This window comes from Solibacillus sp. FSL K6-1554 (genome assembly GCF_038005185.1).
Lineage (GTDB): Bacteria > Bacillota > Bacilli > Bacillales_A > Planococcaceae > Solibacillus > Solibacillus silvestris.
In genome coordinates, this window is record NZ_JBBOSS010000001.1 from 398391 (window position 1) to 423707 (window position 25317).

The 25317-nt window shown below is 37.7% G+C and carries 29 protein-coding genes and 1 pseudogene; 19 read left to right on the forward strand and 11 right to left on the reverse strand.

From position 1 onward, the window contains the following. The first annotated feature begins 7 nt into the window (after positions 1-7). From MHB58_RS01960 to MHB58_RS01985, 6 genes and pseudogenes are all read left to right on the forward strand, one after another. Entirely contained in the window at positions 8-490 is a 483-nt protein-coding gene (locus MHB58_RS01960; RefSeq protein ID WP_340734572.1) for a GNAT family N-acetyltransferase, read from the forward strand. A gap of 35 nt (positions 491-525) precedes the next feature. Beyond that, positions 526-960: pseudogene (locus MHB58_RS01965) on the forward strand (SgcJ/EcaC family oxidoreductase). Positions 961-981: 21 nt separating this feature from the next. Beyond that, positions 982-1110, forward strand: a complete 129-nt coding sequence (locus MHB58_RS01970; protein ID WP_269764158.1) for a hypothetical protein — start codon at positions 982-984, stop codon at positions 1108-1110. A gap of 289 nt (positions 1111-1399) precedes the next feature. Beyond that, complete coding sequence (locus MHB58_RS01975; protein ID WP_014824866.1) at positions 1400-2200, forward strand: carbonic anhydrase; 801 nt, start codon at positions 1400-1402, stop codon at positions 2198-2200. A 201-nt stretch (positions 2201-2401) separates the two neighbouring features. After that, the gene (locus tag MHB58_RS01980; protein WP_014824865.1) at positions 2402-3115 is read left to right on the forward strand and encodes a pirin family protein; all 714 of its coding nucleotides are present in this window, start codon (positions 2402-2404) and stop codon (positions 3113-3115) included. Beyond that, the gene (locus MHB58_RS01985) at positions 3116-3397 is read left to right on the forward strand and encodes a hypothetical protein (RefSeq protein WP_340734573.1); all 282 of its coding nucleotides are present in this window, start codon (positions 3116-3118) and stop codon (positions 3395-3397) included. It abuts the gene before it with no gap. 48 nt (positions 3398-3445) lie between these two features. Here MHB58_RS01985 and MHB58_RS01990 read toward each other — a convergent pair whose 3' ends face one another. The 3 genes from MHB58_RS01990 to MHB58_RS02000 are packed head-to-tail and all read right to left on the reverse strand — an operon-like array spanning position 3446 to position 5686. After that, positions 3446-4189 (reverse strand): amino acid ABC transporter ATP-binding protein, encoded by a 744-nt coding sequence (locus MHB58_RS01990; protein WP_014824863.1) that lies wholly within the window; start codon positions 4187-4189, stop codon positions 3446-3448. Positions 4190-4201: 12 nt separating this feature from the next. Continuing rightward, positions 4202-4867 (reverse strand): amino acid ABC transporter permease, encoded by a 666-nt coding sequence (locus MHB58_RS01995; RefSeq protein WP_008406276.1) that lies wholly within the window; start codon positions 4865-4867, stop codon positions 4202-4204. Between the two features lie 33 nt (positions 4868-4900). Beyond that, positions 4901-5686, reverse strand: coding sequence for a transporter substrate-binding domain-containing protein (locus tag MHB58_RS02000; RefSeq protein WP_008406278.1), 786 nt, complete (start codon positions 5684-5686; stop codon positions 4901-4903). Between the two features lie 199 nt (positions 5687-5885). Between MHB58_RS02000 and MHB58_RS02005 the strand changes: the two genes are divergently transcribed. Both MHB58_RS02005 and MHB58_RS02010 read left to right on the forward strand, forming a co-directional pair. After that, positions 5886-6749 (forward strand): AraC family transcriptional regulator, encoded by an 864-nt coding sequence (locus tag MHB58_RS02005; RefSeq protein WP_340734574.1) that lies wholly within the window; start codon positions 5886-5888, stop codon positions 6747-6749. Positions 6750-6810: 61 nt separating this feature from the next. Beyond that, positions 6811-6984: a Fe3+ hydroxamate ABC transporter substrate-binding protein gene (locus MHB58_RS02010; RefSeq protein ID WP_065217465.1), complete on the forward strand. Its 174-nt coding sequence runs from the start codon at positions 6811-6813 to the stop codon at positions 6982-6984. Positions 6985-7041: 57 nt separating this feature from the next. Here MHB58_RS02010 and MHB58_RS02015 read toward each other — a convergent pair whose 3' ends face one another. Then, positions 7042-7368, reverse strand: coding sequence for a four-helix bundle copper-binding protein (locus tag MHB58_RS02015; protein WP_339263632.1), 327 nt, complete (start codon positions 7366-7368; stop codon positions 7042-7044). 160 nt (positions 7369-7528) lie between these two features. Between MHB58_RS02015 and MHB58_RS02020 the strand changes: the two genes are divergently transcribed. Together MHB58_RS02020 and MHB58_RS02025 are read left to right on the forward strand one after the other, a co-directional pair. Beyond that, the gene (locus MHB58_RS02020; RefSeq protein WP_340734575.1) at positions 7529-8098 is read left to right on the forward strand and encodes a YdhK family protein; all 570 of its coding nucleotides are present in this window, start codon (positions 7529-7531) and stop codon (positions 8096-8098) included. A 244-nt stretch (positions 8099-8342) separates the two neighbouring features. After that, entirely contained in the window at positions 8343-9017 is a 675-nt protein-coding gene (locus MHB58_RS02025; RefSeq protein ID WP_065217559.1) for a serine/threonine protein kinase, read from the forward strand. 54 nt (positions 9018-9071) lie between these two features. Here MHB58_RS02025 and MHB58_RS02030 read toward each other — a convergent pair whose 3' ends face one another. Both MHB58_RS02030 and MHB58_RS02035 read right to left on the reverse strand, forming a co-directional pair. Further along, positions 9072-9611: a PadR family transcriptional regulator gene (locus tag MHB58_RS02030; RefSeq protein ID WP_008406284.1), complete on the reverse strand. Its 540-nt coding sequence runs from the start codon at positions 9609-9611 to the stop codon at positions 9072-9074. Positions 9612-9709: 98 nt separating this feature from the next. Beyond that, positions 9710-10894: a YhgE/Pip domain-containing protein gene (locus tag MHB58_RS02035; protein WP_014824856.1), complete on the reverse strand. Its 1185-nt coding sequence runs from the start codon at positions 10892-10894 to the stop codon at positions 9710-9712. A 255-nt stretch (positions 10895-11149) separates the two neighbouring features. Between MHB58_RS02035 and MHB58_RS02040 the strand changes: the two genes are divergently transcribed. The 3 genes from MHB58_RS02040 (at position 11150) to MHB58_RS02050 (ending at position 15468) form a co-directional block, all read left to right on the forward strand. After that, the gene (locus tag MHB58_RS02040; protein ID WP_340734576.1) at positions 11150-13282 is read left to right on the forward strand and encodes a beta-propeller domain-containing protein; all 2133 of its coding nucleotides are present in this window, start codon (positions 11150-11152) and stop codon (positions 13280-13282) included. A 169-nt stretch (positions 13283-13451) separates the two neighbouring features. Then, positions 13452-14150, forward strand: coding sequence for an ABC transporter ATP-binding protein (locus tag MHB58_RS02045; RefSeq protein WP_014824854.1), 699 nt, complete (start codon positions 13452-13454; stop codon positions 14148-14150). After that, positions 14140-15468 carry an ABC transporter permease gene (locus tag MHB58_RS02050; RefSeq protein ID WP_340734577.1) on the forward strand — a complete coding sequence of 443 codons (1329 nt, stop codon included), beginning with the start codon at positions 14140-14142 and terminating at the stop codon, positions 15466-15468. The genes MHB58_RS02045 and MHB58_RS02050 overlap by 11 nt, the downstream gene beginning before the upstream one ends. A 174-nt stretch (positions 15469-15642) precedes the next feature. On the opposite strand, the gene MHB58_RS02055 is transcribed toward MHB58_RS02050, so the two are convergent. Both MHB58_RS02055 and MHB58_RS02060 read right to left on the reverse strand, forming a co-directional pair. After that, positions 15643-16425 carry a helix-turn-helix domain-containing protein gene (locus MHB58_RS02055; protein ID WP_065217460.1) on the reverse strand — a complete coding sequence of 261 codons (783 nt, stop codon included), beginning with the start codon at positions 16423-16425 and terminating at the stop codon, positions 15643-15645. Positions 16426-16790: 365 nt separating this feature from the next. Further along, a complete protein-coding gene (locus MHB58_RS02060) occupies positions 16791-17051 on the reverse strand; it encodes a hypothetical protein (RefSeq protein WP_014824851.1) in 261 nt (86 codons plus the stop codon). A gap of 410 nt (positions 17052-17461) precedes the next feature. Here MHB58_RS02060 and MHB58_RS02065 point away from each other — a divergent pair, with 410 nt between their 5' ends. Continuing rightward, complete coding sequence (locus MHB58_RS02065) at positions 17462-17989, forward strand: DUF3841 domain-containing protein (RefSeq protein WP_340734578.1); 528 nt, start codon at positions 17462-17464, stop codon at positions 17987-17989. Positions 17990-18203: 214 nt separating this feature from the next. Here the strand turns inward: MHB58_RS02065 and MHB58_RS02070 are convergent, their stop codons facing one another. Continuing rightward, the gene (locus MHB58_RS02070) at positions 18204-18458 is read right to left on the reverse strand and encodes a GlsB/YeaQ/YmgE family stress response membrane protein (RefSeq protein ID WP_008406295.1); all 255 of its coding nucleotides are present in this window, start codon (positions 18456-18458) and stop codon (positions 18204-18206) included. A gap of 268 nt (positions 18459-18726) precedes the next feature. Here MHB58_RS02070 and MHB58_RS02075 point away from each other — a divergent pair, with 268 nt between their 5' ends. Further along, the gene (locus tag MHB58_RS02075) at positions 18727-18861 is read left to right on the forward strand and encodes a LamB/YcsF family protein (protein ID WP_340734579.1); all 135 of its coding nucleotides are present in this window, start codon (positions 18727-18729) and stop codon (positions 18859-18861) included. An 11-nt stretch (positions 18862-18872) separates the two neighbouring features. After that, a complete protein-coding gene (locus MHB58_RS02080; RefSeq protein WP_340734580.1) occupies positions 18873-18983 on the forward strand; it encodes a LamB/YcsF family protein in 111 nt (36 codons plus the stop codon). 235 nt (positions 18984-19218) lie between these two features. Here the strand turns inward: MHB58_RS02080 and MHB58_RS02085 are convergent, their stop codons facing one another. After that, positions 19219-20613, reverse strand: coding sequence for a polysaccharide deacetylase family protein (locus MHB58_RS02085; protein WP_014824848.1), 1395 nt, complete (start codon positions 20611-20613; stop codon positions 19219-19221). Positions 20614-20788: 175 nt separating this feature from the next. On the opposite strand from MHB58_RS02085, the gene MHB58_RS02090 reads away from it, so the two are divergent. Further along, positions 20789-21535 (forward strand): threonine/serine exporter family protein, encoded by a 747-nt coding sequence (locus tag MHB58_RS02090; protein ID WP_008406301.1) that lies wholly within the window; start codon positions 20789-20791, stop codon positions 21533-21535. A gap of 64 nt (positions 21536-21599) precedes the next feature. Next, positions 21600-22085: a threonine/serine exporter family protein gene (locus MHB58_RS02095; protein WP_008406303.1), complete on the forward strand. Its 486-nt coding sequence runs from the start codon at positions 21600-21602 to the stop codon at positions 22083-22085. Between the two features lie 35 nt (positions 22086-22120). Here MHB58_RS02095 and MHB58_RS02100 read toward each other — a convergent pair whose 3' ends face one another. Further along, a complete protein-coding gene (locus MHB58_RS02100; protein WP_340734581.1) occupies positions 22121-24124 on the reverse strand; it encodes a sensor domain-containing protein in 2004 nt (667 codons plus the stop codon). A gap of 311 nt (positions 24125-24435) precedes the next feature. Between MHB58_RS02100 and MHB58_RS02105 the strand changes: the two genes are divergently transcribed. Next, the gene (locus MHB58_RS02105; protein WP_014824846.1) at positions 24436-25311 is read left to right on the forward strand and encodes a GNAT family N-acetyltransferase; all 876 of its coding nucleotides are present in this window, start codon (positions 24436-24438) and stop codon (positions 25309-25311) included. Positions 25312-25317 lie beyond the last annotated feature (6 nt).

Genomic DNA, 25317 nt, shown 5'->3' on the forward strand with positions numbered 1-25317 from the left:
ATTTGAAATGGTAATAATTCGGACAATGCATGTTGAAGACATACCTCAAGTTCAGGATGTGGCAAAAAAATCTTGGAATGCTACATATGAAGGAATCATTCCTTTTGAGATCCAAGAAAAATTCCTGAAAGTTGCCTACAATAACGACAGGATGAAACAACGATTGGAACGTTCTTTTCTTTTTGTAGCTGAAATTGACAGTAATGTTGTAGGGTTCGCGAATTTCTCTCCTGTTAATGATGTGGGGAAAGCGGAACTCGGGGCGATCTACCTTTATCCAGAATATCAGGGAAAAGGGATTGGCTCTGCTTTATTGCAAAAAGGAATTAATGAACTGGAAGGCGTAGTTGAAATTTATATAAACGTCGAAAGGGACAATGAAATCGGCAAAAGCTTTTATGATGCAAAAGGCTTTCAGGTTTTGAAAGAGTTCGATGATGATTTTGAGGGCCATACATTAAAAACAGTGCGAATGGTTTTAAATGTATAGCTTTGTCATTAAAGATAATCAAGGGGGAAATAAATATGAATACTGAAGTTCAAAACCTATACAATAAACTCATTGATGCCTGGAATAGACGTGATGCTCAAGGGATGTCTGATCCATTTGCAGAACATGGAGTCCAAATTGGATTTGATGGAAGTAAACTGATAGGCAAAGAATAAATTTTTTCGCATCTTTTTACTATCTTCGAAAACCATCCAACCGCTCCTTTTATAACGAAAGTAAAAGAGATACGTTCGCTGGGAATTGATGCAGCAATTTTATATGCTATTGCAGGAATGATTCCTCCTGGAAAATCAGATATTGAACCAGCAGTAAATGCCCATCAAACACTAGTCGCTGTGAAAAAAGACAACGGTTGGCAAGTTGAGCTATTTCAAAATACCCCTGCACAGTTTCATGGAAGACCGGAATTAGTGGAGGAAATGACGGAAGAATTAAGGGAGTTGCTTTAGTTTTAGTGGAGAGTGATAGGAATGGTTAATTGGAAGAAGAGTAAGAGAGTGCTGGGTGCGGTCGTTTTATGTGGTGTGATTTGGTTTGCCCATCCGGCACAAGTACAGGTAAACGAATTGGAAGTACAAATAAGTGCGCAATATACGTAAGGTTATACATAGTATTTGGGTGTTTTGATAGTGAAGAAGGGCGAGCTTAGCATACTGAGCTTGCTTTTTTATTTTATACAACGAATAGCAATCAATGTTTTAAATAAGCCGAAAGAGCGAATGCTAAATGAAGTATAAATAACTAAAAGAAGTGTAAATTATGATTCTATATATGGATAAAGAATTAGGTTATATTAACCGAATTTTGATATTTCAGTATATTTATTTGGATAATAAAATTATATATGGAATAATTTTATTATTCTAGAGATAAGAGGGGTTACAGAAGATGAAGAAACTTGCATACTTATTTTTAGCGATGTTCTCAAGTTTGATGCTTGCTGCATGCGCGGAACAAAAAAGTGAAGAGAAAGAAGTAATTACAACAACTGCTGATCAGAGTGACTGGTCCTATGAGGAATCGACTGGACCTGAACACTGGGGAGAACTCCATCCCAGTAATTTAGCATGTGTGAATGGAAGTGAACAATCGCCGATTAATGTTGAATTTCCCGAAGTGAAAGCAGATGGAAATTTAAAAGGGAATGAGATTCACTATGAACCAACACCGTATACACTCGAAAATAACGGTCATACGATACAGGCGAATGCCACAACAGAAAGCAATCACATTATTATTGAAGACAATGAGTACAAGCTTTCACAATTTCATTTTCATACACCAAGCGAGCACCAGTTTAATGGGCAAAACTATGATATGGAACTGCATTTAGTACATAGTGACAAGGATGGAAAGCTGGCTGTTATTGGGTTAATGATTCAAGAAGGAAATGAAAATAAACAGTTTGCATCGATGTGGAATGAATTACCGACAGATAAAACGGCAAAAGGTAATTCCGAAAAGCATATCATTGACTTACAGGCTTTACTGCCGGAGAATGAAACAACTTTCCAATATGCCGGTTCATTAACGACACCTCCTTGTACAGAAGAAGTACAATGGATTGTTTTTGAGCAGCCAATTGAAATGTCAAAAGCACAAATAAAAGCTTTCCAGAAGATTTTCCCCGATAATCACCGTCCTGTTCAGCCGATCAATGAACGGGAAATTAATAAAAGCGGAGAATGAAAAGTTTAGTAAAAGCACGCAAACCATTGTTGAAGTGACCCCTAAAAGTTAGACACATCTAACAATTGAGGTGCAGTTCATTGTTTGCGTGCTTTTGTAGTAATGTTACCGAATCTAAATACATAGCGGATTCCTTTTATTTACTGTATAATTATCTTGAATTCAAGATAAAATATTTCAACGATGGAAAGGTGATTCAAAGTGATTGTACATAATCCTTCTACTAAGCGATTTACAGCAAAGAATGAATGGCAAGAAACCCACTTTAGTTTTTCATTTGGTCCGTATTATGATGAAGAAAATATTCAATTCGGTCCATTGCGTGTTTTAAATGATGACATCGTTAAACCGAACAAAGGGTTTGGCATTCATCCACATAGGGATGCAGAAATTGTATCGATTGTTTTAAAAGGGCAGTTAATGCATGAAGATAATTTAGGGAATGTGGGAACACTTCAGTACGGCAATGTACAAAGAATGACAGCTGGTACGGGGGTACTTCATTCGGAAGTGAATCCAACAGAAGATGAGGATACTCACTTTTTACAATTATGGATTTTGCCAAATGAAAAGCAATTAACGCCATCATATGAAGATATTACGTTTGACCATGACAAATTAAGAAATGAACTGTTACCAGTCGTATCTTATAACGCAGAGGAAAATGTAGCGATGATTCATCAGGATGTTACGCTGTATCTTTCAAAAATAGATGCGGAAAAAGAAATTCAGTTCCAGCAAGAAGAAGGACGTAAGATATATGTATTTGTCATCGAAGGAGAAGTTTCTCTTAACGGTGATGTTACATTACAAAGACGTGATGATGCACGAATCACCGAACTTCATTCGTTAACATTAAAAGCAAAACAGGATGCATTTATCCTTTTAATTGATCTTCCTGGAGGTGAAGGATAAATGCTATATGTTCGTCACACTGTCGGCAGCAGACTATTTTGCGAAACTACAGAACATGAAATTAATCCCGTAAAAAACAGTTGGGAAATTTCTTTTAAAACCAATAAAGAAACCGCCAATACGTTATTAAAATTCCGAGATGAACTCAATATTTTTTATGTAGAAGAAGATAACCAATATCAAAAAACATGGTTCTATTCATCAGAAGGGAATGTCCATTTCTTGGAGGATGAAAGTAAATGTATAATTATATGTGATCATAAGACTGTTTACCCGGTATAATTATAAAAAGAGGGTCCTGTCTAATAGTTAGACAGGACCCTCTTTCGTTTATTTCAGCATTGTCGTTTTTAAAAATTCTTGAGTTCGCTCTTGTTTCGGATGGTTGAAAAATTGATCAGGGTTGCCGCGCTCGATAATTTTCCCATCATGCATATACACGATCCAGTCAGCCACTTCTCTGGCAAATCCCATTTCATGGGTTACAACAACCATTGTCATTCCTTCTTGAGCCAATTCTTTCATCGTTGTTAAAACCTCTCCCACAAGCTCTGGATCAAGTGCAGATGTCGGTTCATCAAATAGCATAATGTCTGGTTCCATTGCAAGTGCTCTAGCAATTGCTACCCGTTGCTTTTGCCCGCCGGATAGTTTATTAGGGTAGACATCGGCCTTATCTTCCAAGCCGACTTTTTCCAGAAGTTGTTTTGCTTTGGAGATTGCCTCCTTTTTGTCAATGCCCTTAACCATAACTGGGGCCTCAATAATATTTTCCAAAACAGTTTTGTGAGGGAATAAATTGAAATGTTGAAACACCATTCCTACCTTTTCCCTTATGTTGTTAAGGTTATCATTTTTAGGGTCGACTTCTTTTCCACCTATAGTAATACTGCCGCTATCTTTTCTTTCTAAAAAATTCAGACATCGAAGGAGAGTACTTTTCCCTGAGCCACTCGATCCTATTAAACAAACAACATCGCTTTCGTAAACGGTCATATCGATATTTTTTAATACATGCAAGTCGCCAAATGACTTATTCAATTGATTAATTTTAATCATTTCTTTTGCTTCCATTGCTTACGCCTCCTACCTGTCGCTAATTGCTAATCTCTTTTCGAAACGGTTTACTATCAATGTTAACAACGCCACTAATACTAAGTAGTAGATTGCAACAATCAGTAAATAGGTCATTTCGTCAAAGTTATTAGATCCTAGCGTTGTCGCTACATTAAAGAGTTCATTCATCGAAATAAATGCGGCTAACGAAGAATCTTTCAAACCGATAATAAATTGGTTACCCAATGGAGGGAGCGCACGGCGGAATGCCTGCGGAAGAATAATTCTTCTTAATGTCAGAACTTTGGTCATCCCTAAAGAGCGTCCAGCCTCCATCTGACCTTTATCGACTCCTTGGATAGTACCTCGAAGAATTTCAGAAATGTATGCGCCATTATGAAGCGCCAAAGCAAGTGAAGCAGCCCAAAAATCGGGAAGAAGGAAAAGCCCGCTAAGTCCGAAGTAGAGGATAAAGATTTGAACAATTAGCGGTGTTCCGCGAACTAAAAAGACATATATATCTGAAATGAGTTCTAATACTTTTATTTTAGAAATTTTCATCAGGGCAAAGAAAAGCCCGATTACAATACCTATTAAGATGGATACAACCGTCAGCTCCAATGTTAAGAGCATGGCTTTAAGAAAAACATCTTTTGTATCGATTAATACTTCTATAAAATGTGAAAAACTTGGCACTGTACCTACTTCCTTTCTTATTAGAGGATTGAATTATTCAGGTTTTTTTGTGATGTCCTCACCAAAATACTCCATGCTAATCCGAGAAAGTGTTCCATCTTCCCGGAGTTTATCCAGCGCCTCGTTAACTCGCTTCAATAGGTTGGGGTTATCTTTAGGCAGTACAATTGCTTGTTCACTGCGTTCGATTAATTGCTGCCCTTCAACTTTAAATCCTTCTTTTGCAGCGTTTTTTCCGGTAACAAAATCGGTGATGACCGCATCATGACGACCACTGTTTAACGCCTGTAAAGCTGTGATGTCGCTGTCATAGGTTTTAACATTGTCGGTATATCTGGAGGCTGTATCAGCATAGGTTGACCCTTTTGCTACAGCTACTTCTTTTCCGGCTAAATCATCGACAGTTTTAATATCACTATCAGGTCGGGTAAAAATTTGCGGTCCGGAATAATAATAGGGGGTAGAGAAAGCAACATGTTTGCTTCGCTGTGGATTAATCGTGTGGCTGGCAACAGCTACATCTGCACGGCCAGTTTTGACTCCTTCTACAATTCCTTTAAATTTAATCCGCTTTTGAACCGGTTCCAGACCGAGTTCTTTTGCGATCGCTTCGCCAACTTCGATGTCAAATCCTGACATCGTAAGATCCTCATTATTTACATAGCTAAATGGCTTAAACTCGCCAGAAGCAGCAAAAACAAACTGATCTTTATGTATCAATTCTGATCCGTCGGCAAGCTTTTCCTTTTCCGCACAAGCAGATAAGAAGCAAGCCGCGATAAAACTGAAAATCAATATTAACTTCTTTTCCAACCGCATATTACGTATCAACTCCTCTCGTGTATTTCTACAATCTGTTTGGTTAAATATCTTACTAAAAAAGTGAATACCCCTTTTACACGTTATATAAACAAAAGGTGCCAGGGGATGAACCAAATTAATACGATTTTTTTGGGTTGTAAATGTCGAGTATTTTTATAATTGCTTTGCTAATATGTATCCATGAAGGAGGGATATGTTGTTAAAAGAATTAAATCAAGTGATTGAATATATTGAAGATCATTTAACCGATGACTTGTCTCTTGAAAGCATTGCACATTATGCCGGGTGTTCCGACTATCACTTTAGAACCGTATTTTTTCATCTTTCTGGGATGACGTTAAATGAATATGTAAAGAACAGAAAACTATCGGAAGCGAATAAGGAATTATTGAATGGCGAAAAGGTAACGAATGTAACATTTAAATATGGTTACCAGTCCGTCGACGGTTTTACAAGAGCATTTAAAAAATGGTGTGATTGCTTACCTTCAGATGTCATCAAAAAGAAAATAAGCAAATCATTTCCTAAACTCACATTTGTAATAACTGTAAAAGGAGGAGTTTCGATGGAATGGAGAATAGAAGATAAACAAGCGTTCAGTTTAGCAGGGGTAAGTAAGCGTGTGCCTATGCAATTTGAAGGTGTTAATCAGGAAATCGTAGAGCTGGCCAAAAGTATAACGGAAGAGCAGAGAAAAGAAATGCGTGCACTTAAAAATATAGAGCCTTTTGAAATTGTGAATGCATCTTATCATGCTGATGCGAATTTCCTGAAAGAAGAAGGGGAGTTAACGCACTTGATCGGTGTCTTAACGACTAAAAATGAGGTTAGTGATCAATTAGAGAAAGTGCAAGTTGAAGCATGTATGTGGGCGGTATTTCCAAATGAAGGTCCGTTTCCATCTACGTTACAAGAAACAATGGCCAAAACATACTCGGAGTGGCTTCCTACTTCTGATTATGAAATTATCAAAGCACCTACGTTTTCGTTTACTAAAATGGATGAAAATAAAAAGGATTATGCTTACAGTGAAATTTGGCTCCCTGTTCGGAAAAAATAAAAGGCAGGATATCCTTGCAGTAAGGCAGAACAAGGCTAACAATTAGAAGGAGGGGATTAGAGTGGCCCTAATAACTCCAAAATGTATGAAATGTAATAATGAAATTAAAGATGATGAAAAAATATTGGTTGAAATGCGTTACCCGAAGCGAAAAGGATTTACAGAAATCAAAGCTTTTTTGAATGTGGAAGGCAAATTTATTTGTGAAGAGTGTTCAGCTGAAATTAAAATTTAATCATATTAAAAAGTTGCTCCATTGGTGAAGGAACCAATGGAGCAACTTTTCGTATGTTTAGGCAACATTTTTACATGCTTCTGCACATTTAAAGCACGCTTCCGCACATTTTTGGCAATGGTCATGATCGTGCTTTTTGCATTCATTTCCACACGCTTCACAAATTTTGGCACAAACGGCAGCCAGTTCGGAAATAAAGGGTGTACCTCTAGAAATCGCCTGTTCCAAGTAGTTGCAAATATCTGCGCACTCTCTGTCCAAACGGATACATTCCGTCATCATCTGAACGTGATCTTCTTTTAAGCAGGCGTCAAAACAGTGGTTGCATGCTGCCATACACTCATGTAAAGTTTGCAGCAATTGTTGATGTTGTTCATGTGACATTTCCCATTCCTCCTCGTTAAGTTTATACATTTCTAATTTTCCCGTTATTTTGTCCAGTAAACTAACCTCAATAGATTCTTAAAAATTTGTAAGGTTATTAAATACCTTGTAGGGGTATAATGAATTGGGGGAGAAAATTAAAAAAAGGAGAAATGCAGCGATGAAAAAAAAGAGATTAGTAACAGGTGCGCTCGTTTTAAGTACAGCGCTCGTTTTAGCGGCTTGTGGTGGAAATGAAGAAGAGTCAAACTCTACAGAAGAAATGGATCATTCAAATATGGAACACGCCCAAATGGACCATTCAAGTTCAGGTGAAGTACCTGAAGGATTGGCGAATGCGGAAAGCCCTACATATCCAGTTGGCAGCGAAGCAATAATTAATGCCGATCATATGGGCGGTATGAATGGCGCAAAGGCAACCATTACCGGAGCATTTGATACAACTGTTTATATGGTTACGTATACTCCAACAACGGATGGCGAGCCAGTTGAAGATCACAAATGGGTTATTCATGAAGAGCTTGAAGACGCTGGAGAAGCACCATTCAATTCCGGTGAAGAGGTCGTATTAAATGCGGAACATATGGACGGGATGGATGGCGCGGCCGCTACAATTGATTCGGCTGAGCAAACGACCGTATATATGGTGAGCTATAAAGATACTGAAACAGGTGAGGAAGTAACGCATCATAAATGGGTTACAGAAAGTGAACTTTCCCCTGTGGAATAAAGCCCAAAAAATAATTAAGCCTTAGTTAATAAATAGGTAAGGTCCTTCACATAATGGAGTGAAGGGCTTTTTACATATTGAATAAAGCTGTAAATTACATGAACTAGTGTATTTAATGTTAAACTCAATAAATAAACATATAGTGAATATAAAAAGACGAATTTTATTATGAGCGATATAGAATCCCTTTAAAAGTAATTGGATCATGTATTTTTCTTTTAACACTGATGAAGGGAAAGATGATATGGTAAAAGACTTCGAAAAAGTAATGGAAACTCTCTCAAAAATAAATGTATTATCCAATCCGAATAATGAGCCAGTTACGATTATTGGTGAAGCAGAGAATTTGAAATGTGTAGGAATCGGGACGGACGCAGCAGTTTTTTGGTCCGAACACACCCCGGCTTATGCATTCAAACTATATGCGAAAGACAAATCAGCTAAAGTAATGGTGGAAGAAAGTGTTTATCGGAAGTTAGGCAATTCGCCTTTCTTTTCAACCTGTTTTGGTTCGAACGACAATTGCCTCGTATTAAGTTACGAGGAAGGGAAGACGCTATTTGAGTGTATCCTTGAAGGCATCCATATTCCGGAACAGGCGATAAATGATGTCGAAGAAGCAAGAGAATATGCGCGCAGTAAGGGCCTGAATCCGCGTGATATTCATTTGAAAAATATACTGCTGCAAAACGGCAGAGCTAAAATAATCGATGTTTCCGAATATACGATGTCAGGAAATGATTGTCGATGGGAACATTTAAAAAAAGGGTATGAGCAATACTATCATTTAATAGACGGGAAATCCGTGCCGATTGGGGTAGTTGAAACCGTTCGAAAGTGGTATAACAGGCGAGGGAAGAAATCATTGTCATTTGAAGAAATTACAACACCTATATTAAAACTTTTCTTTAAAAATTGATAAGTTAAAAAGCCTCGCATTTTGATGATATATTCATCTGAATGCGTGGCTTATTTAAATAGATCCATTTCGTACTTTTTCGATCAGTGAAGAAATCCATTCACCTTCATTATTAAAACGACTTGTAAAATAGCCGGTTAAAAAATCCCCACCTTCTTTTTTAGAACCTTCCAGCTTAACTTGCATATTCAAGCTTGTAATATAATCTATTTTCTTTTCAAGCTTTTTTAATTTCTCTTCAAGAATCATAATGATTTTTGCACGATCTACAAAGTCCAGATTCATTAATCCAACAATTGTATCTGAGAGAGAATCAGCTTTTTCAAAAAGCTGATAAATTTTTTGTGGAAGTAATGCTAGGCCCTGTTCGGTAATGGCGAAAACTTGCTTATCGGGCCGATTCTCTTCTTTAATGATCTCTGTTGGTTCGATAAGGCCCTGCTTTGTCAAAGATTCAAAATGATAATAGAGCTTGCTTTCCGTCAGGTGCGCCAATTTATCAAAAGGAATCGGTTCTGACAGCTCTTTTTTTAGTTTATATGGATAGCTGCTTTCTTTCGCTAACTTGCTCAATATATAAATTTGGATGGACATAGTATTCTCCTATACTTTATACATTTTAATCTCCGCTTATATAAATACAACTCGTGCTAAAAATAGCACGAGTTGTATTTTTCCTTAGTTTAACAAAGTTATGCCATAACTTCATCCGCTTTTTTTAAAGAAGCTGGTTGTTCAGCTGGTGCATCAACTGGAAGCGGCTTATGGAAAACCCAAACAATGATAATATTAATAAGCATTGCTCCGGCTCCCACTGCAGCTAATCCCCATAGGTATGGGGCAGGGCTGATCGAACCAAACATAATCGCTAAATACGATTGAACAGAATGGTACATCGGCGTAATATAGCTAAACCATTCATATGGTGCGTACATCATATCACGTGGAATCGTAGCACCGTTCGCCAATGTTTGCATAAGCAGAATCGGAATGTTAAGAATCATACCGCCTTCACCAAGGATAAAGATTGGAATTGCACACACATTAAATGCAGCCATATATAATAAAATCTGCTGTCCGGCAACAGGTAACAATACCGATGTGTCGACATCTGCAATTAGAAAGGCAACAGTTAATGAAGCGATAGTTGAAAGTATCGCAATTATTAAAGCAGTCAACTGTACATAAAAAAATAATTTTGTTTTACTCGCCTTACCACGGCTCGCTTTAAATGAACCGACTAACTGCATACCTGCAATCATTGCACCTACATAACAAGCCATTGTTAAAAACATTGGCAGCATACTATTATGCATTCCTGTTGGCACATCATTCATAATGACATAGTTACCAGTGTAGCTATTTTCGATTTGCTCAGCCATTTCGGCAGCCTGCTCTTTCGGAAGGTTGAAGTTCATTAAAATTCCTTGAGCTGTTTGTTGTGAGAAATTTGCACTTAACTCATTATTAATTTGAGTAACTACAGATGACATAGAAGAGGAAACCATTGTAGATGAGGCTTCATTTACTGTGAAATCAATGTTTGTTCCTTTACCGCTTTGTGCATCCGCTGAGAAGTTTTCAGGGATATGAATAACTAATGCAAGTTCATTGTGCTCTAAATCTTTCAGAGCTTGTTTATTTGTTAAGTCTGTTTCGATTGTCTTAAATGGTAAGCTTTCGCCTAGTTGCCCAGCAATCTGATTACCTGATTCGCCTTTGTCTTCATTTACAATGGCAATTTTTAATTCATCCATATTGCCAGGGATTGCTGTGTACCCAGGTAAAAAGATTCCAAGCATCGCTACCGCATAAAATATTCCCATAAAAATAGAAGCGATTGCCCCTTTTGATTTTAAAAACTGTTTAAATTTCACGTATTGTTTCCTCTCTTATACAATCTTAAATTTAAGTACTCTAATTAAAGTACTTTGTTTTTAGTATTCTATATTATTAATGATTTACATGTAAAGTAATAAGTAGGTCATAAATATTACGATAATGTGAACGGTTAGAAATACAAAATATGATTTATAAAGAGAAGACTCCTTTGTGAAAATTGAAAAATTCTGTAACTTTTACACTTTTCCTAAGTCTAATTAAATACAAAGTATGGAAAAGGAGGATTTAACATGAATAAAGGCAAACTTTTTGGAATGGCGCTTGTCGCTTCACTTGTTGCTGTTTTAGCACTCGGTTACTTTATGCTCGCTAAAAACACGGAAGTGCAGGCAACGGGTATTTTATTCGAAGGGGAAACGTATTCCATTACGTTAAAGCAGCCAATTACTGAAAAAAGTTTAACAGATGGGTCCATTCTAGTAGTCGATGAAAATGATAAAAGCGCAAAGGCGAAATTGTCGGTTGATAAAGCCGGGACTACTATATCTGTAGATGGACTGAGTGTAGGGAAATATACGCTCCAAATTAAGCAAACAGCATACGCAAAGAAAGCAAAGTCGCAGCAGGAACAGTCGGTTGCACTTGAAGTTGTAAGGAAAGTGGAAAAACTTACGTCAACGGAAGATTTAAAAGATTATTTTAGAGCGTTTGTAGCGCAAGAAAATGCGGCATCTAGTCTCTCTAATGATATGGTAAAAGAGGAATCGGCAATGTCGATGGAAAAAAGTGATTTAAGTAGTGGCGGACCGAGTTATTCTACTACAAACAACCAGGTGGAGGGTATTGAAGAAGGGGACATTACAATAACGGACGGTCAGTCCATTTATACGATTGTCGACAATAAAGTAGTCATTGTTGATGCCAAAAATTTGCAGGTGATGAAGCGTTTAAAGATCGGCAAAGATATTTATCCAACACATTTAATGCTGCATGACCAAACATTAATTGTAGGGTACACAAAGTATGTAGAAACACAAAGAGAGCCGCATTATGACGGGAAATCGGTAACGAAAATTGCTTTCTATGATGTAAAGGATGCAAAAAATCCGACGCTAGTGCGCGAAGTGGGGCATGACGGGGATATTACGAGTATTCGTAAAGCAGGCAACTATTTGTACGTTGTATCAAGCCGTATGCCGAACTACTGGCTGCTGCAGGAAACACCGGATGTAGAGCTCCGTCCATCCACGTACGATGGGGAAAAGGAAACCGTTATGTCGGTCGAGAAAATTCGTATGCTCCCTGAAAGCAATGAGCCGAACTATTTGATCGTATCTGCAATCGATGTAAGCAATGTGAAGTCGAATGCATGGAAAACAGAGAGCTTCCTAGGCAACAGCGGTCAACTGTATATGTCTGAAAATGCAATCTATATTGCGTCGATGAATCATTACGGGTTCTGGGCGGGAATCGAGCGCACATCTCTTGATGACACGGTTTCTAGTACAATGCCGGCGAGACAAAATAATGAAACGACAATTTACAAAATTTCAATTGATAAAACAGCGGTAAAGATGACGGCGCAAGGTAAAGTGCCTGGGTCAGTATTGAATCAATTTTCAATGGATGAGCATGATGGGCATGTACGGATAGCTACAACAGAAGGCAGTGCATGGGGAACAACGGCCAATTCGAAAAACCATCTATTCATTTTGGATGAAAATTTAAAACAAGTTGGTGCGGTCAATGATTTAGCGAAAGGAGAACGCATATACTCAGCTCGCTTTATGGGAGATAAAGCGTATTTAGTGACATTTAAAGAAACAGACCCGCTTTTTGTCATTGATACGAAAAATCCAACTGCGCCGAAAGTGTTAGGGGAGCTTAAAATTCCGGGCTTCAGCAATTACTTGCATCCAATTGGCGAAAATCACCTCCTTGGTATTGGCTATGATACGGAAGTGAAGATGGAGGAAGGTTCAAAAGAGCCGGTTGTCTATACAAATGGCATGAAATTGAGCCTGTTTGATGTAACTGATTTCAATAACCCGAAAGAACAGCAGGCGGTTGTAATTGGTGGTCGCGGAACCAACTCTCCTGTGCAATATGACCATAAAGCTCTATTCATAGATCCACGCCAAAATTATTATGGCTTCCCTGTTACAATTTACTCGCCAACAGATGAGGAAGAGCAGCTAAAATATGAAGGAACAGGTGCTCATATTTACAAGGTAACACCAAAAGGGATTGAGCTTGTAGCCGACATGATCGAAAAGGCGCGTCCTGGTGAACAATATGAAGATTCGTATAATGTCGTACAGCGTCTACTCTATATTGATGATGAGCTGTTTACTGTATCTCGTTCCAAAGTGACGAGCTACAACGGAAAAACATTTGAAAAGCAACAGATGGCAGGTTTCTAATTTAGACTCAACCACAAGCACAGGTGGAATTGTGCTTGTGGTTTTTTCATGTCCGGAAAAAAAGTTAAAGGGGTATTCATGATTTCTTAAGAATTTCTTCATATTTAGCCTTTCTTAATATTAAGATTTGCCCTTTACACTAAAGTTAAGTGAAAAGGAGTGAGCGATGATGATTAAAGTAAAGAACTTACAACATACATTTTCTATCGGTAAACGCGGAAAGGAAAGACAGGTTCCGGTACTTAAAGATGTATCATTTGATGTGGAAAAGGGGGAAATCGTAGCGGTCGTCGGGAAAAGCGGATCAGGTAAATCTACACTGCTTCAGATTTTGGCGGGTTTTATGAAACCCGAACACGGTTCAATTGTAGTAAATGCACAGGAAATTGCAGGATTTAATGAGATTCAGAGTGCAAAATTTCGTTTGGAAAACTTCGGCTTCATCTTTCAAAACTTTCAGCTGATGCCGAGTTTGACGGCATTTGAGAACATTGAATTGCCACTAAAGCTGCAAGGGATGAACGTTTCAGAACGCAGAAAACGAGTTGAAGTAATTATGAAAAAGGTTGGTTTAACTGAAGTGACCGACCATTACCCGAACGAGCTATCGGGCGGGCAGCAACAGCGGGTAAGTATTGCCCGTGCTCTTGTGACGAACGCGCCGATTTTGTTGGCGGATGAACCGACAGGAAGCCTTGATTCAGAGACAGAGCAAGATATTTTAATGCTCATCCAGCAGCTGAACCGCGAATTGGATTTGACATTTATTATTATTACACATGATGAGGAAGTGGCAATGATTGCGGACAAGCGCTTTCGTATGCATGACGGTCAATTGGTGAAAGAAGGTGAACACAATGTTATTTAAAGATCAGGTGGATTTTGTGATGCAGCATATTAGAAAAAATAAGCTGCGTGTTTTTATGACGGTATTGGCCGCAACAATGGGCTGTGCGTTTTTAATTGTGCTAGCCTCGATTGGATTTGGATTACAAGATTCGATTGAAGATGAAATTCTATCAAGTGAGACGGTGACACAAATAGAAGTGCTCGGTAGTCAAGCGCTGTTTACAGCAGAGGAAGTAGCGGATATACAAGCAGTGGAAAATGTGCAGACAGTGTTAAAAACTACGAGTGTGGATGCTAATGTAGAGGGCTATATGGGAGACCGCGATACATTTACATCATTGCGTCTAGTGGACTTTACTGATTATGCATCGATAGCAAAACCGTTAGCGGAAGGGAAATATCCGGAAAACGAGAATGAGATTGTTGTTGGATATCATTTTGGACAAACTTTATTAAATGAAGCAGACCGCAAATTAATTGAGGAAAAATCAAAGGCAGCAGAAGCAGAAGGTACTTATTACGACGGTGCTGATGAAGGGTACAAGGAATCGCTGATCGGTAAGGAAGTGGAAATTGCTTTAAGTACAAATGAACAACCGGATGTACTGTCGGAACGTATGACGTATAAAATTGTCGGTGTTATGCCAAAGCCGGCATATGAATGGGCAGTCGAAAACCGAATTTATATGATGGACGAGCAACGTGAAGCGATTGAAAACACTTATAACCAAGTAGTTGCAGAAGAAGAGGGAGCAAGCGATTTTCAACTGTTTTCAGAGCGTTTTGATATTTATGCGGAAAGCTTGGAGTATGTGAAGCCGATTTTAGAAGAGTTACTTGAAAAAGGCTACGGCGTATATTCAGTTACAGAACAGCTAGACGAGTTGAATGTCTTTTTCCTAGTATTAAAAGCAGGGCTCGTTTTCGTTGGAACAATTGCTGTGCTGATCGCATCGATCGGTATCTTTAATACGATGACAATGGCGGTTACGGAACGTACACGTGAGATTGGGGTATTAAAAGCAATTGGTGCAAGTCCGAAACTGATTCAACGACTATTTCTAATGGAGAGTACCTTTATTGGAGTCATTGGAACAGTTCTGGCCATTGCAATTTCTTATGTTGTAAGCTTTGCAGCGAATGCACTATTGCCGCTCATTTTAAAAGCAGCAACAGGTGAAGATGGCTTCAATAATGTACAGTTTTCAGCTATTCCATGGCAGCTTGTAGTCATTGCTGGAGCGATTAGTATCGGAGTAGCGATGATTTCCGGATTACGCCCGGCACGTAAAGCAACGAAAATTGAAGTAATGCAGGCGTTAAGACAGGAATTGTAAAATGGAAATGCATGTTATTGGAAATAATTTTATGTGGATTAAATTAGAAAATAATTAAATGAAGTTAAGGACCAAACATATTTTTATATGGTTTGGTCCTTTTTAACCTTCAATGAGAAGTTGGATATTTATATTATTTACCTTCATTTTTAGATATTACAGGAAATTTTATCTTTAAAACTCTTCAAATTTCTTCTTTGCTTTCTGTTTTAATTTAAAACCAAACCGACCTGTATGCTCATCGTTTTTAACCAATAACTGATATGCGGAAAGAATTGTAAGACCACGAACCGATATATATAGACCAACAGCTATTAAAAACACAAAAACCGGATAATAAGGAACCAAAATTCCCATCTCTAATTTGTTCTCTAACGCAAAAGCTAAGAATCCCACCGCCAGTAAACAAGCACCAATCACCATTATTCCGGAATTTTTCCTTTTAAAGCCCTCGTATCTCCCTGATAGCTCTTTGAAATAATTGGAATCAAATAATAAAACTTCTTTTTTGAGAATCGAATATTGCCCTTGATCAAAACCTAATGTCGCAAAAGAAATGATCCCTAAAGCCGCAATGGCAATAATTAAAAGAACCCCAAGCATTGAATTTGTCCCCATAATTAAGTACGGCTCAAACGCCAATGCAAAAAGTCCAAAACCCAACGCAATATGTTTAGCGGTTTTTTGAGTGCTTAACAAAAAACCTTCTGCCATCTCTTTGCTTACATAATAACCTGCTTCATTTCCTTCATTGTTCTCAACAGAATCTTTCAATAAGTAATCAATCGATACTTCAAAGATATTTCCAATCATTAAGATCTTTTCTGTCTCGGGAAATCCTTGGCCATTTTCCCATTTGCTAATTGCCTGTCTTGAAGTGTTTAGTTTTTCAGCTAAAGCTTCTTGAGAATATCCTTTTTCTTTTCTTAGCTTAAATAGTTTTTCACCAAATTCCATTTATTTCAACTCCATTCATTTTGTTAGTTATAATGTATAAAAACATGGTCGCTCTTTCTATCACGTGGTGAATGCAAATTGTCAACTTGAGGTTGCATTGTTGTTATAACGGGCTTTTAAAGCCTTTTCTCTACATATCTTTAGAAAGCGTTTTACAACAAAAGATGATTAATTAATGATCCTTTCATTTTTCATAACAGGGCATATTGAGGAATGAATTTAAAGTAAAATGGATATTTTTGTTATAAATAATTTGAACAAATTAATGATTTCTCTTTGAATTAACAGAGCAGAGCATTTATACACTTTTTAGCAAGACCGCAAATTAATGTTTTTAATTAAGTGCTAAATCAGGTGCAAATAAATTAACCAGTCATGATAATAAAACCTCTAATAGTGACAATTAATAAACTTAGTATTAAGAGTGAAGATAAAAGTACTGTAATTGTTTTTAAACGACCCTTAACACTAAATATTGCAGTGAAAAATGAAACGATTAACATTGATATTAGTATCAATATATCCCAAGAATCAGGTAATGGATGTAAGGCTTGTGGGATAATAAAACCAAAAACAATAAATGCGATGATCATCAACAATGAAATCATACTTAAATATTTTCTCAACTATTCATCACCCCTTCGTAATGTATAATTCTACCATATTGTTTAGGTGCTATTTCTACAAATATTCATAAAACCTTTTAAAGGTTTTTATCTCCATCAACAGAACTAAGAGTTGTAGTAAAAGGATTCCATTTTACTGGGGATAGGATGGAATTATTCCGTTAAGTAAAAAGAGATTACAACCTGAAATCTTTTTATTTTCACAGACCAAAATAATTATCCATTGCTCAAAAATTAAAATCAGGAGGTTAAAGGATTGAAAATAGATTGACTACTAATATAAATTAAAGGGGAATTATAACTTCAACAATCGGGCTGGAGTGTTAAATAGTATTCTATTTAAACTATGGTAAATTAACTATAGAGCAGGTGACATTAAATTTAACAGGACTACATAAGAGGAGATAGTTATGATTGTTTATACTGTACAAAAACTAACAACCTATAAATTAATGCGAGAACAGGGATACTTAACAGGAAATTTTAAATACGCTATGTTCCCAGAAGCCTATAAGTGGATGATGGATCAAATAGAAAAGCGGCTTCCTAATTATAAAAGTGAGGTACCGCCAATCTGGGTATGGGAACGAAGGGTTAATCGCAATGAACAGGGACTTTTTAAAAAGGGAACAAAAGGAGTCATTTTAAAGTTAGATATTCCGAAAGAGAACATTCTTTGGTCTCCGTTTGAAGAGTGGCATTCTATATTAAATGAAGGTCCAATTACTTTTGATGAATTAGAATATAATGAGTTTGATAAACGTGGATACTTATTACATGAGATAAAAGAAACATGGGAGAGGTTATTTGATATGGATTGGCTTGAGAGTCGTCCTAAAGAATGGGCAGGCAATTTTGATGATGAGTGGATGCAGGGTGTTACACCAAAAATTACAATGAATCAGATTGTCAAAGTGGAACGATTTATAGCTAAGTAATAGGTTCTTTATATTGATGCGTTAATAAGTATCAACAATCGGGTGCAATTGTTGAATAGAACGATCTATACTAATTGATTTCACGGATTGGGGGGATTGTTAAGTAAAGTAAGAACAAAGTAAAAGCGGCCCTCCCCAAATTGAGGAGGGCCGCTTTAATGCTTACATCTAATTCACTTAATCGTATAAAGATAAATTAAAAGATGTATGAAGCTTACGAAGCTCTACGCATTGATTTCATAATAAAGCTTACAACGAACACAAGTATAATGGCACCTATGATAGCAGGGAAGATATAGAAATCAGAAACTTTAGGTCCCCAACTTCCTAGAAGCATACCGCCAATCCATGCACCAATAATACCTGCAATAATATTACCAATAATTCCACCTGGGATATCTTTACCCAAAATGACTCCTGCAAGCCAACCGATAACTCCACCAATTATTAAAAACCAAAGAAAACTCATACTGTCCATCTCCTATTTCTTATTTTAATTATTTCGCGATAGTGGTTTATAACCTTTATTAGCTTTCTTCAAACATTTCAGAGGAAAAAATTTTCGGAAATTTTAAAGGAGCTAGCGTTTGTACCAATGAACAGTTGAGAAATGTCTAGTTTTGCAAAAGGGTTTCCAACAAGCGCAGCTGCTGCTCCAGCTGAAAATAGCCTGCTCCGCCTGGATTTACTTTTATATGGTTTGGCATCAAGTAAATTAACTACTGCCGGTGAAAAAATTGGGCTTACTTACAGTACATGAAGTGTTTGCGGACCGTACATATCAGGCGGATGGTACATTAACAACCCGCACTATGCTAAATGCACCATTACTGATGAATCAAAAGCGATTATATAAATTATCGAAATGGTGAAAGAGGGGACAGTGACTTCTGTCCAGCAAACGAAAGTAGCGCTCCAGGCACATAGTATTTGTGTGCATGGAGACGGAGCGCATGCAGTGCAATTCGCAAAACACGCACGTCAGGAATTTTAACAGCAGGGGGTAACGGTTCAGGCATTTCGTTCATTTAAGTGAGGACTTGCTTGTTCAAATGTTGGATTGAGGAATATTAGGTGAAATGTGAGGATTATCTTGATGGAAATGAGGGTTAGTTGCCCTCAAGTGAGGATTAAATGCGGGCATCTGAGGATTTTCCCGAAATAGTGAGGATTAACGCAAAAAAGAGTGGCGAATATAAACCACCACTCTTCTTAAAATTCACTTTCAATTAATGATATGGCAAAATTTCAGAAACCGATAAAAACTCATAACCTTCTTTTTGCAAGTAGGCAAGGACTGGCTCCAGTCCATCTGCTGTCGATTGGTGGATATCATGCATTAACACAATCGCGTTATTATGCAATGCTTCTTTTACCATCGGGAACAACTTTTCAGAATCTCGATATTTCCAGTCAAGAGTATCAATCGTCCAGTTGACAGATTTACATGGGATTGCATTACGAACATCATCGTTAATGGCACCGTAAGGAGGACGGAATACTGTAGAATTTTCACCGATCGCATGAATAATTGCTTCCTCTGTGGAATTGTACTCCTTTTCAATATCAGTAATAGACATTTTCGTTAAAACGGGATGTGTCCACGTATGATTGCCGATTTCATGACCGCTATCACGCACTTGCCGTACTAAGCCAGGATAATATTGTGCTCGGCTGCCAAGCATAAAGAATGTTGCTTTTGCATTGTACTTTTCCAGAAGCGCTAAAATCTGTTTTGTTACTTCCGGGTGTGGACCATCATCAAATGTAAGGGCGATCCGTTTCTTAGATGAGCCCTTATCACTTTTAGGAATAATCGTATTTTCGGATTGCATTGCTATTTGGAAATCAGATGCTAAAAGCGGGTTGATGAATGATAAAGGAATTTCAACTACTGGTATACCTGCTTCCGGTTTTGTCACTTCCCCTTCATTAAAATAAATGATTAGAGAGTCATTTTTCAATGCAAAATGTTTAAATAAACGCCATTTCGGCTCTGTCGCGAATGCAAGCTCTTTTTCTAATACATACTCTTTGTAAGCCGGATTTTTAAGCATTTCCGATTGGATGTGTGCTGCAAATGTTTTTAGACTTTCTAAATCCTTATTTAATAGAGCGCGAATATCAATCAGCCCACCTGTTTCATAATCAATTAAAAATGTTTCAACCGTTGTTTGCTTCTCGTCGGCATTTAAAATCATATTATTCGTTAAAACAAAGGAGTAATAATGATCGTGCTCGAATGTTTCAACAGTAATCGTCAGATCGCCTGTTAACTTCTTAGTTTCTTGCTGCAGGCGCATCATGTTTATGTAGTATTGTTTTGATCGTTCTATATAAGTCGTAATCTCTTTATTAAAAGCTTCATATTCCGTTAATGGATATTGAACGGTATAAGGCATTTTTTTGTTGTCTGAACGATCTGTGACAATTTTTATTCCCGGGAATTTTGATGCTTCCTCCGTAATGGTATGCTCTTTAGCGGATGTTTTGTCACTGTGCGGAAAAATCGGATCATCGCTTAAAAAAGTTAAAAAAACGATAATGGCACCTAAAAAACCGATAGCACCAATAAGAGTTAAATCAATCCAAGGACCACGCCGTTTTCTGTAAGGGTTTGTCATGATGCATCGGGTTCCTTTCTAAATGGGGTAATCTATATCATATTGACCAAAACGATGGACATTGTAAATATTAAGGAAATACGCTGTTCTGTCAGCATAAATTGCATGAAAAAAGACTGTTATTTTCCGAGTGCTTCAAGTAATATGAGCTAAGAAGTGGAAGGGGGTCCCTTAAATGAATGCTGAAAATACTGAACTGGCGCTTGACTGCTTTTTGCTTGCAGGTCGTATTATGATTGAAAGCGGTGCTGAAACATATCGAGTGGAAGACACGATGCTACGAATGGCCCGTTCTCAAAATATGATGAATGCACAAAGCTATGTTACGCCAACAGGTATTATTTTCTCTCTAGGTAAAACACAGCCAACTCAAATTACATCGATTCCAACACGAATTACGGATTTACATCGAATTGTGCTTGTAAACAATGTTTCACGTAAGCTTACATCTCAAATGATAACACTAGAGCAGGCGTATGACGAGTTAAAGAAGATCGAAAAAACAAATTATTTCCTCCCTATTTCCATTCAAGTTTTGGCTGCATGTTTAGCAAGCAGTGCTTTTTTATTGCTCTTTAAAGGAACATTATCGGATATCCCAGCTGCCTTTGTTGCAGGGGGCGTCGGTTTATATATTGTGACGATTCTTCATAATATGACCCGTGTGAAATTTTTCTCCGAGTTTTTAGCATCGGTAGGGGTAGGTGTTATTGCATCCCTCGCAGTGCATTTTAATGTCGGTACGGAAATCGACAAGATTATAATCGGATCGGTCATGCCTCTTGTGCCTGGTCTGCTCATTACGAATGCAGTCCGTGATTTAATGGCAGGACATTTCACTGCAGGAATGGCAAAGGGTGCCGAAGCCTTTTTAACAGCTTTTGCGATTGGTTCAGGTGTTGCACTTGTGCTTTCTCTCTAGTTAGTGAATCAATTTCGGAGTGCGATCATTCCAAGGTATGATCGAATGGAAGGAGCGTTCGTTGGTGGAGCATGTTTTAGCTCAAATCGTTATCAGTTTTATAGCGACCGCCTGTTTTGGTGTCATTTTTAATGCCCCGATCAAAACGATCCCGGCATGTGGCTTCGTTGGTGCTGTAGGCTGGGCAGTATATTATGTTCTGTTTGAAGGCGGACTGGATGATGTTCGAGCATCCTTTGTTGGGGCATTTGTCGTCTCATTAGTAGCATATTTCTTTGCACGCAAGTTTAGGATGCCGATGATCATATTTAGTGTGTCTGGTATTATTCCGCTTGTCCCTGGTGGCATTGCATACAGCACGATGCGAAATGTGATGGAGCTCGACTATATTGCAGGTTTGGAAAATGGAATGCGTGCATTTATGATTTCCGGAGCGATTGCGATGGGACTTGTATTTGCTGAGGTAATAATGCAGATCATTTTGCGTTTAATGAGAAAAGGAAGGACTTCGATTCAATCCTTTACTAAAATAAAAAAGAAAAGCTCGTAAAGCACTGATCGTCAGTTGCCTTACGAGCTTTTTGATTACAGTAATAACGAAGAAATTTCTTCTGTAGAGCTTGGTTTGCTTACAAAGTAACCTTGGATGAAATCACAGCCGATGCTTGTCAGGAATTGCATTTGCTCTTCTGTTTCCACACCTTCAGCAACGACCGTCAGATTCATTGATTTTCCTAGTTGTACCATACCGTTTACGAGCTGCTGGTTTTTTTTCGATTTCAGCGAGTGGATAAATGTCTGGTCGATTTTTAAAATGGAAATAGGTAAAAGCTGCATGTAACGGAATGAGCCATAACCTGTTCCAAAGTCATCAAGCACAAAGACGATGCCTTCTTTTTCAAGTGCACGCATTTGCTTAATAATTCCTGTTTCGGCTTCAGCTTCCAATGCAAACTTTTCGGTAATTTCGATTTGCAGTAAATTTGCCGGACAGCCAGTACGGTCAAGTGTTTCCAAAATTGACTTGGCCATATTTTTATCACGGAATTCGCGTACAGAAGAGTTGATGCTCACTTTAATTGCATGGCCCGCATTCTTCCATAGGACCGCCTGTTCACATGCTTTTTCCAGCATAAACGAACCGATATTATTTATTAGACCTGTCTCTTCCGCGATAGGGATCAGTTCATCAGGTGATACTGCGCCGATTTCCTCATCATCCCAACGCACTAATGCCTCAACAGCTGTAATATTACCACTTTTTAAATCAACTTGAGGCTGGTATAGAACATGAAGATTTTTCTGATCTAATGCAAGCAGTAATCGCTTTTCAACAATCGATCTGCGGTTTAATGCAGCATGTGAAGATTTTGATAAAGAGACGATGCTGTCACCGCCCGCACTGCGTACAGAAGCTATCGTAGCCAATGATGCCTTCATTAATTGAGAGAAAGTCATTTGATCTTCCGGGAAGCGTGTAATCCCGCCGCTTAATGATAGGGGAACTGCCACATTTCCGCTGTAGATTGGATTTTGCTGTAAATAATTCAGGAAACCTTGTGTAAACCATTCTGGCAATGGTGTAATTACGACAAATTCACTTTCATTAATACGAGCCATCGTACTATCTTGGAAATACATTTTCATGCGTTTCGTAAAATCTACGATAAGGGAATTTCCGGCTACACCATCATGCAAATCCTTAATTGTGTAAAACTTATCAATACTTAAGTAAACAAATGAAAAATGCCGGTCTTCTTCAATCATTTCCCCGATAATTTGTTCCAGACGATGAACATTCATCATTCCTGTTTCTGTATCAATATATGCGATTTTCTCCAGCTGAAACTGAATTTTTTTCTCTTTTGTAATATTTCGCTCAATCAGCATATACTCGTTCTTTTCAGATGTTTGACCCATCATTGGAATGGCCGTTAAATGTACCCAGTAAAGTTGCTCATCTTTTGTCAATTGCTCGACTTCACCTTGCCAAACTTGTCCGTTTTGCAATGTTTTCCAAATTTCTAAAACAACTTTTTCTGATTCGGGATTTTGCGGGAACAATTGCCACAATGTTTTACCGATGACCCGTTTTGGTGTCCAGTGGCTTGCTGTTAAAAATTGCTGATTTGTTTGAGTGATAAAGCCGTCCTGGTCAAGTGTAACAGTCATGAATGATTGGTGGATCCCATTTTTAAGGTCCACTAAATGTTGCTGTTCTTCATCCATTAAACGAACTTCTTCATTTGGAATACAAAGAACAGAAATCGCTTGTTCATTTAAGAAAACTGTCGGCTTCGTATAAAGGGTACATATTTTGGAAGATTGTCCTTTTAATGAAAGAGGGATGTTGTGCAAACATAACGCTACCGAACCGGTTAAAATGGTTTCAATGACATCGTCACCTACTTCTGAAAAAAGCGTGTCGTGTATGGACTTACCTATTAGTCCTTTTGTCTCTTTTGATATATAGTCAAAATGACTGATATTTTCATGGACGAGTGTGCCATTAGGTGATAATACAAAAGAAGGGAAAGGGGTATCTAGTAGTGGCTCAGTACTAGTAGAATAGATTTGTTCTTTTGTCATAAGTTAAGTCTCCTTAATTAATTAATTCATATTGCAATTATAATTAAATAACATAGTTTAGTCATTTAAGATGAATTTTTATTTGTAAAAAATTAATTATGTATAGGATTATTATACCTTATTATTGGGTAATAAGTAGTTAAATTTATGCGTCTTTACTAGAATAATTGTATCATGAAGTTTTTTTGTTTTTAATGAAAAGAATATTTGTGAAAAGATAAATTTGAAGGGATTCATACGTGAGTATTGCGTTACTTCGATAGCTTTACTAAAATAAAGAAATTATAGTAGTTAGAATTGGAGTAGAAAGAATGAATTTGTCGGCAATAACAGTGTCGTTTCCGTTAGATGAAGAAACATATGAAGAATTACAGAAATTATGTAAAACAGCGGCCGTCTGTGATGGCGTAGTATTAAATCAAGTAATGAATTTACCGATAGCGAAAAACTATGAAATACGGGGATTTTATGTTCTTGTATATGATGATGAAAAGAATTTATTGGTCGGAGCAGGTACTGCTGTCGATATGATGGGATTAAATACGTATGAATGGTCAATGCTCGTTGCACCAATGTACCGTCACCTTGGAATTGGAACGGCAATTTTGAATGTGCTGAAAGATGGCATGGCGATGCGTGAAAGTGAAGGAGAACTTGCATTAATCATGGAAGGTTCTCATTACGGGAAAGAATTTCTTCAAAAGAATGGGTATTTATACAGCTTTTCTGAAGCGACATTGGAAGCCCGTGCAGAAGTTCTTCAAAAAGAGGGAGCTGTTACCTTACGCCCATTTATGCAAAAGGATACCGAAGCACTTGTCACGATTTTCAGTGATGCGTTTGGCGACATGCGTGAGGAGTCATTGGAATTAATCGAGTTTAATACAACGACTGAAGGCCTAGTCATGTGGACAGCCGAAATTGATGGTGAAGTTGTGGGAACAGTGACGACTCGTAAAGAAGGCGAAGTACAATGGATTACGGCATTTGCTGTCTCCCCTAAAAGACAGCGCCAAGGAATCGGTACACAAATTTTAAACTTCGTGAAAGATTATGCGCTTCGGTCAGGTGACAAGACAATTTTACTCGATGTGGAAGTCGAAAACATGGCAGCCCTTCATGTATATGAAAAAGCCGGTTTTATGAAGTCATCCCAGCTTGATTACTATATTTATATTGGATTGTAAGCCAGT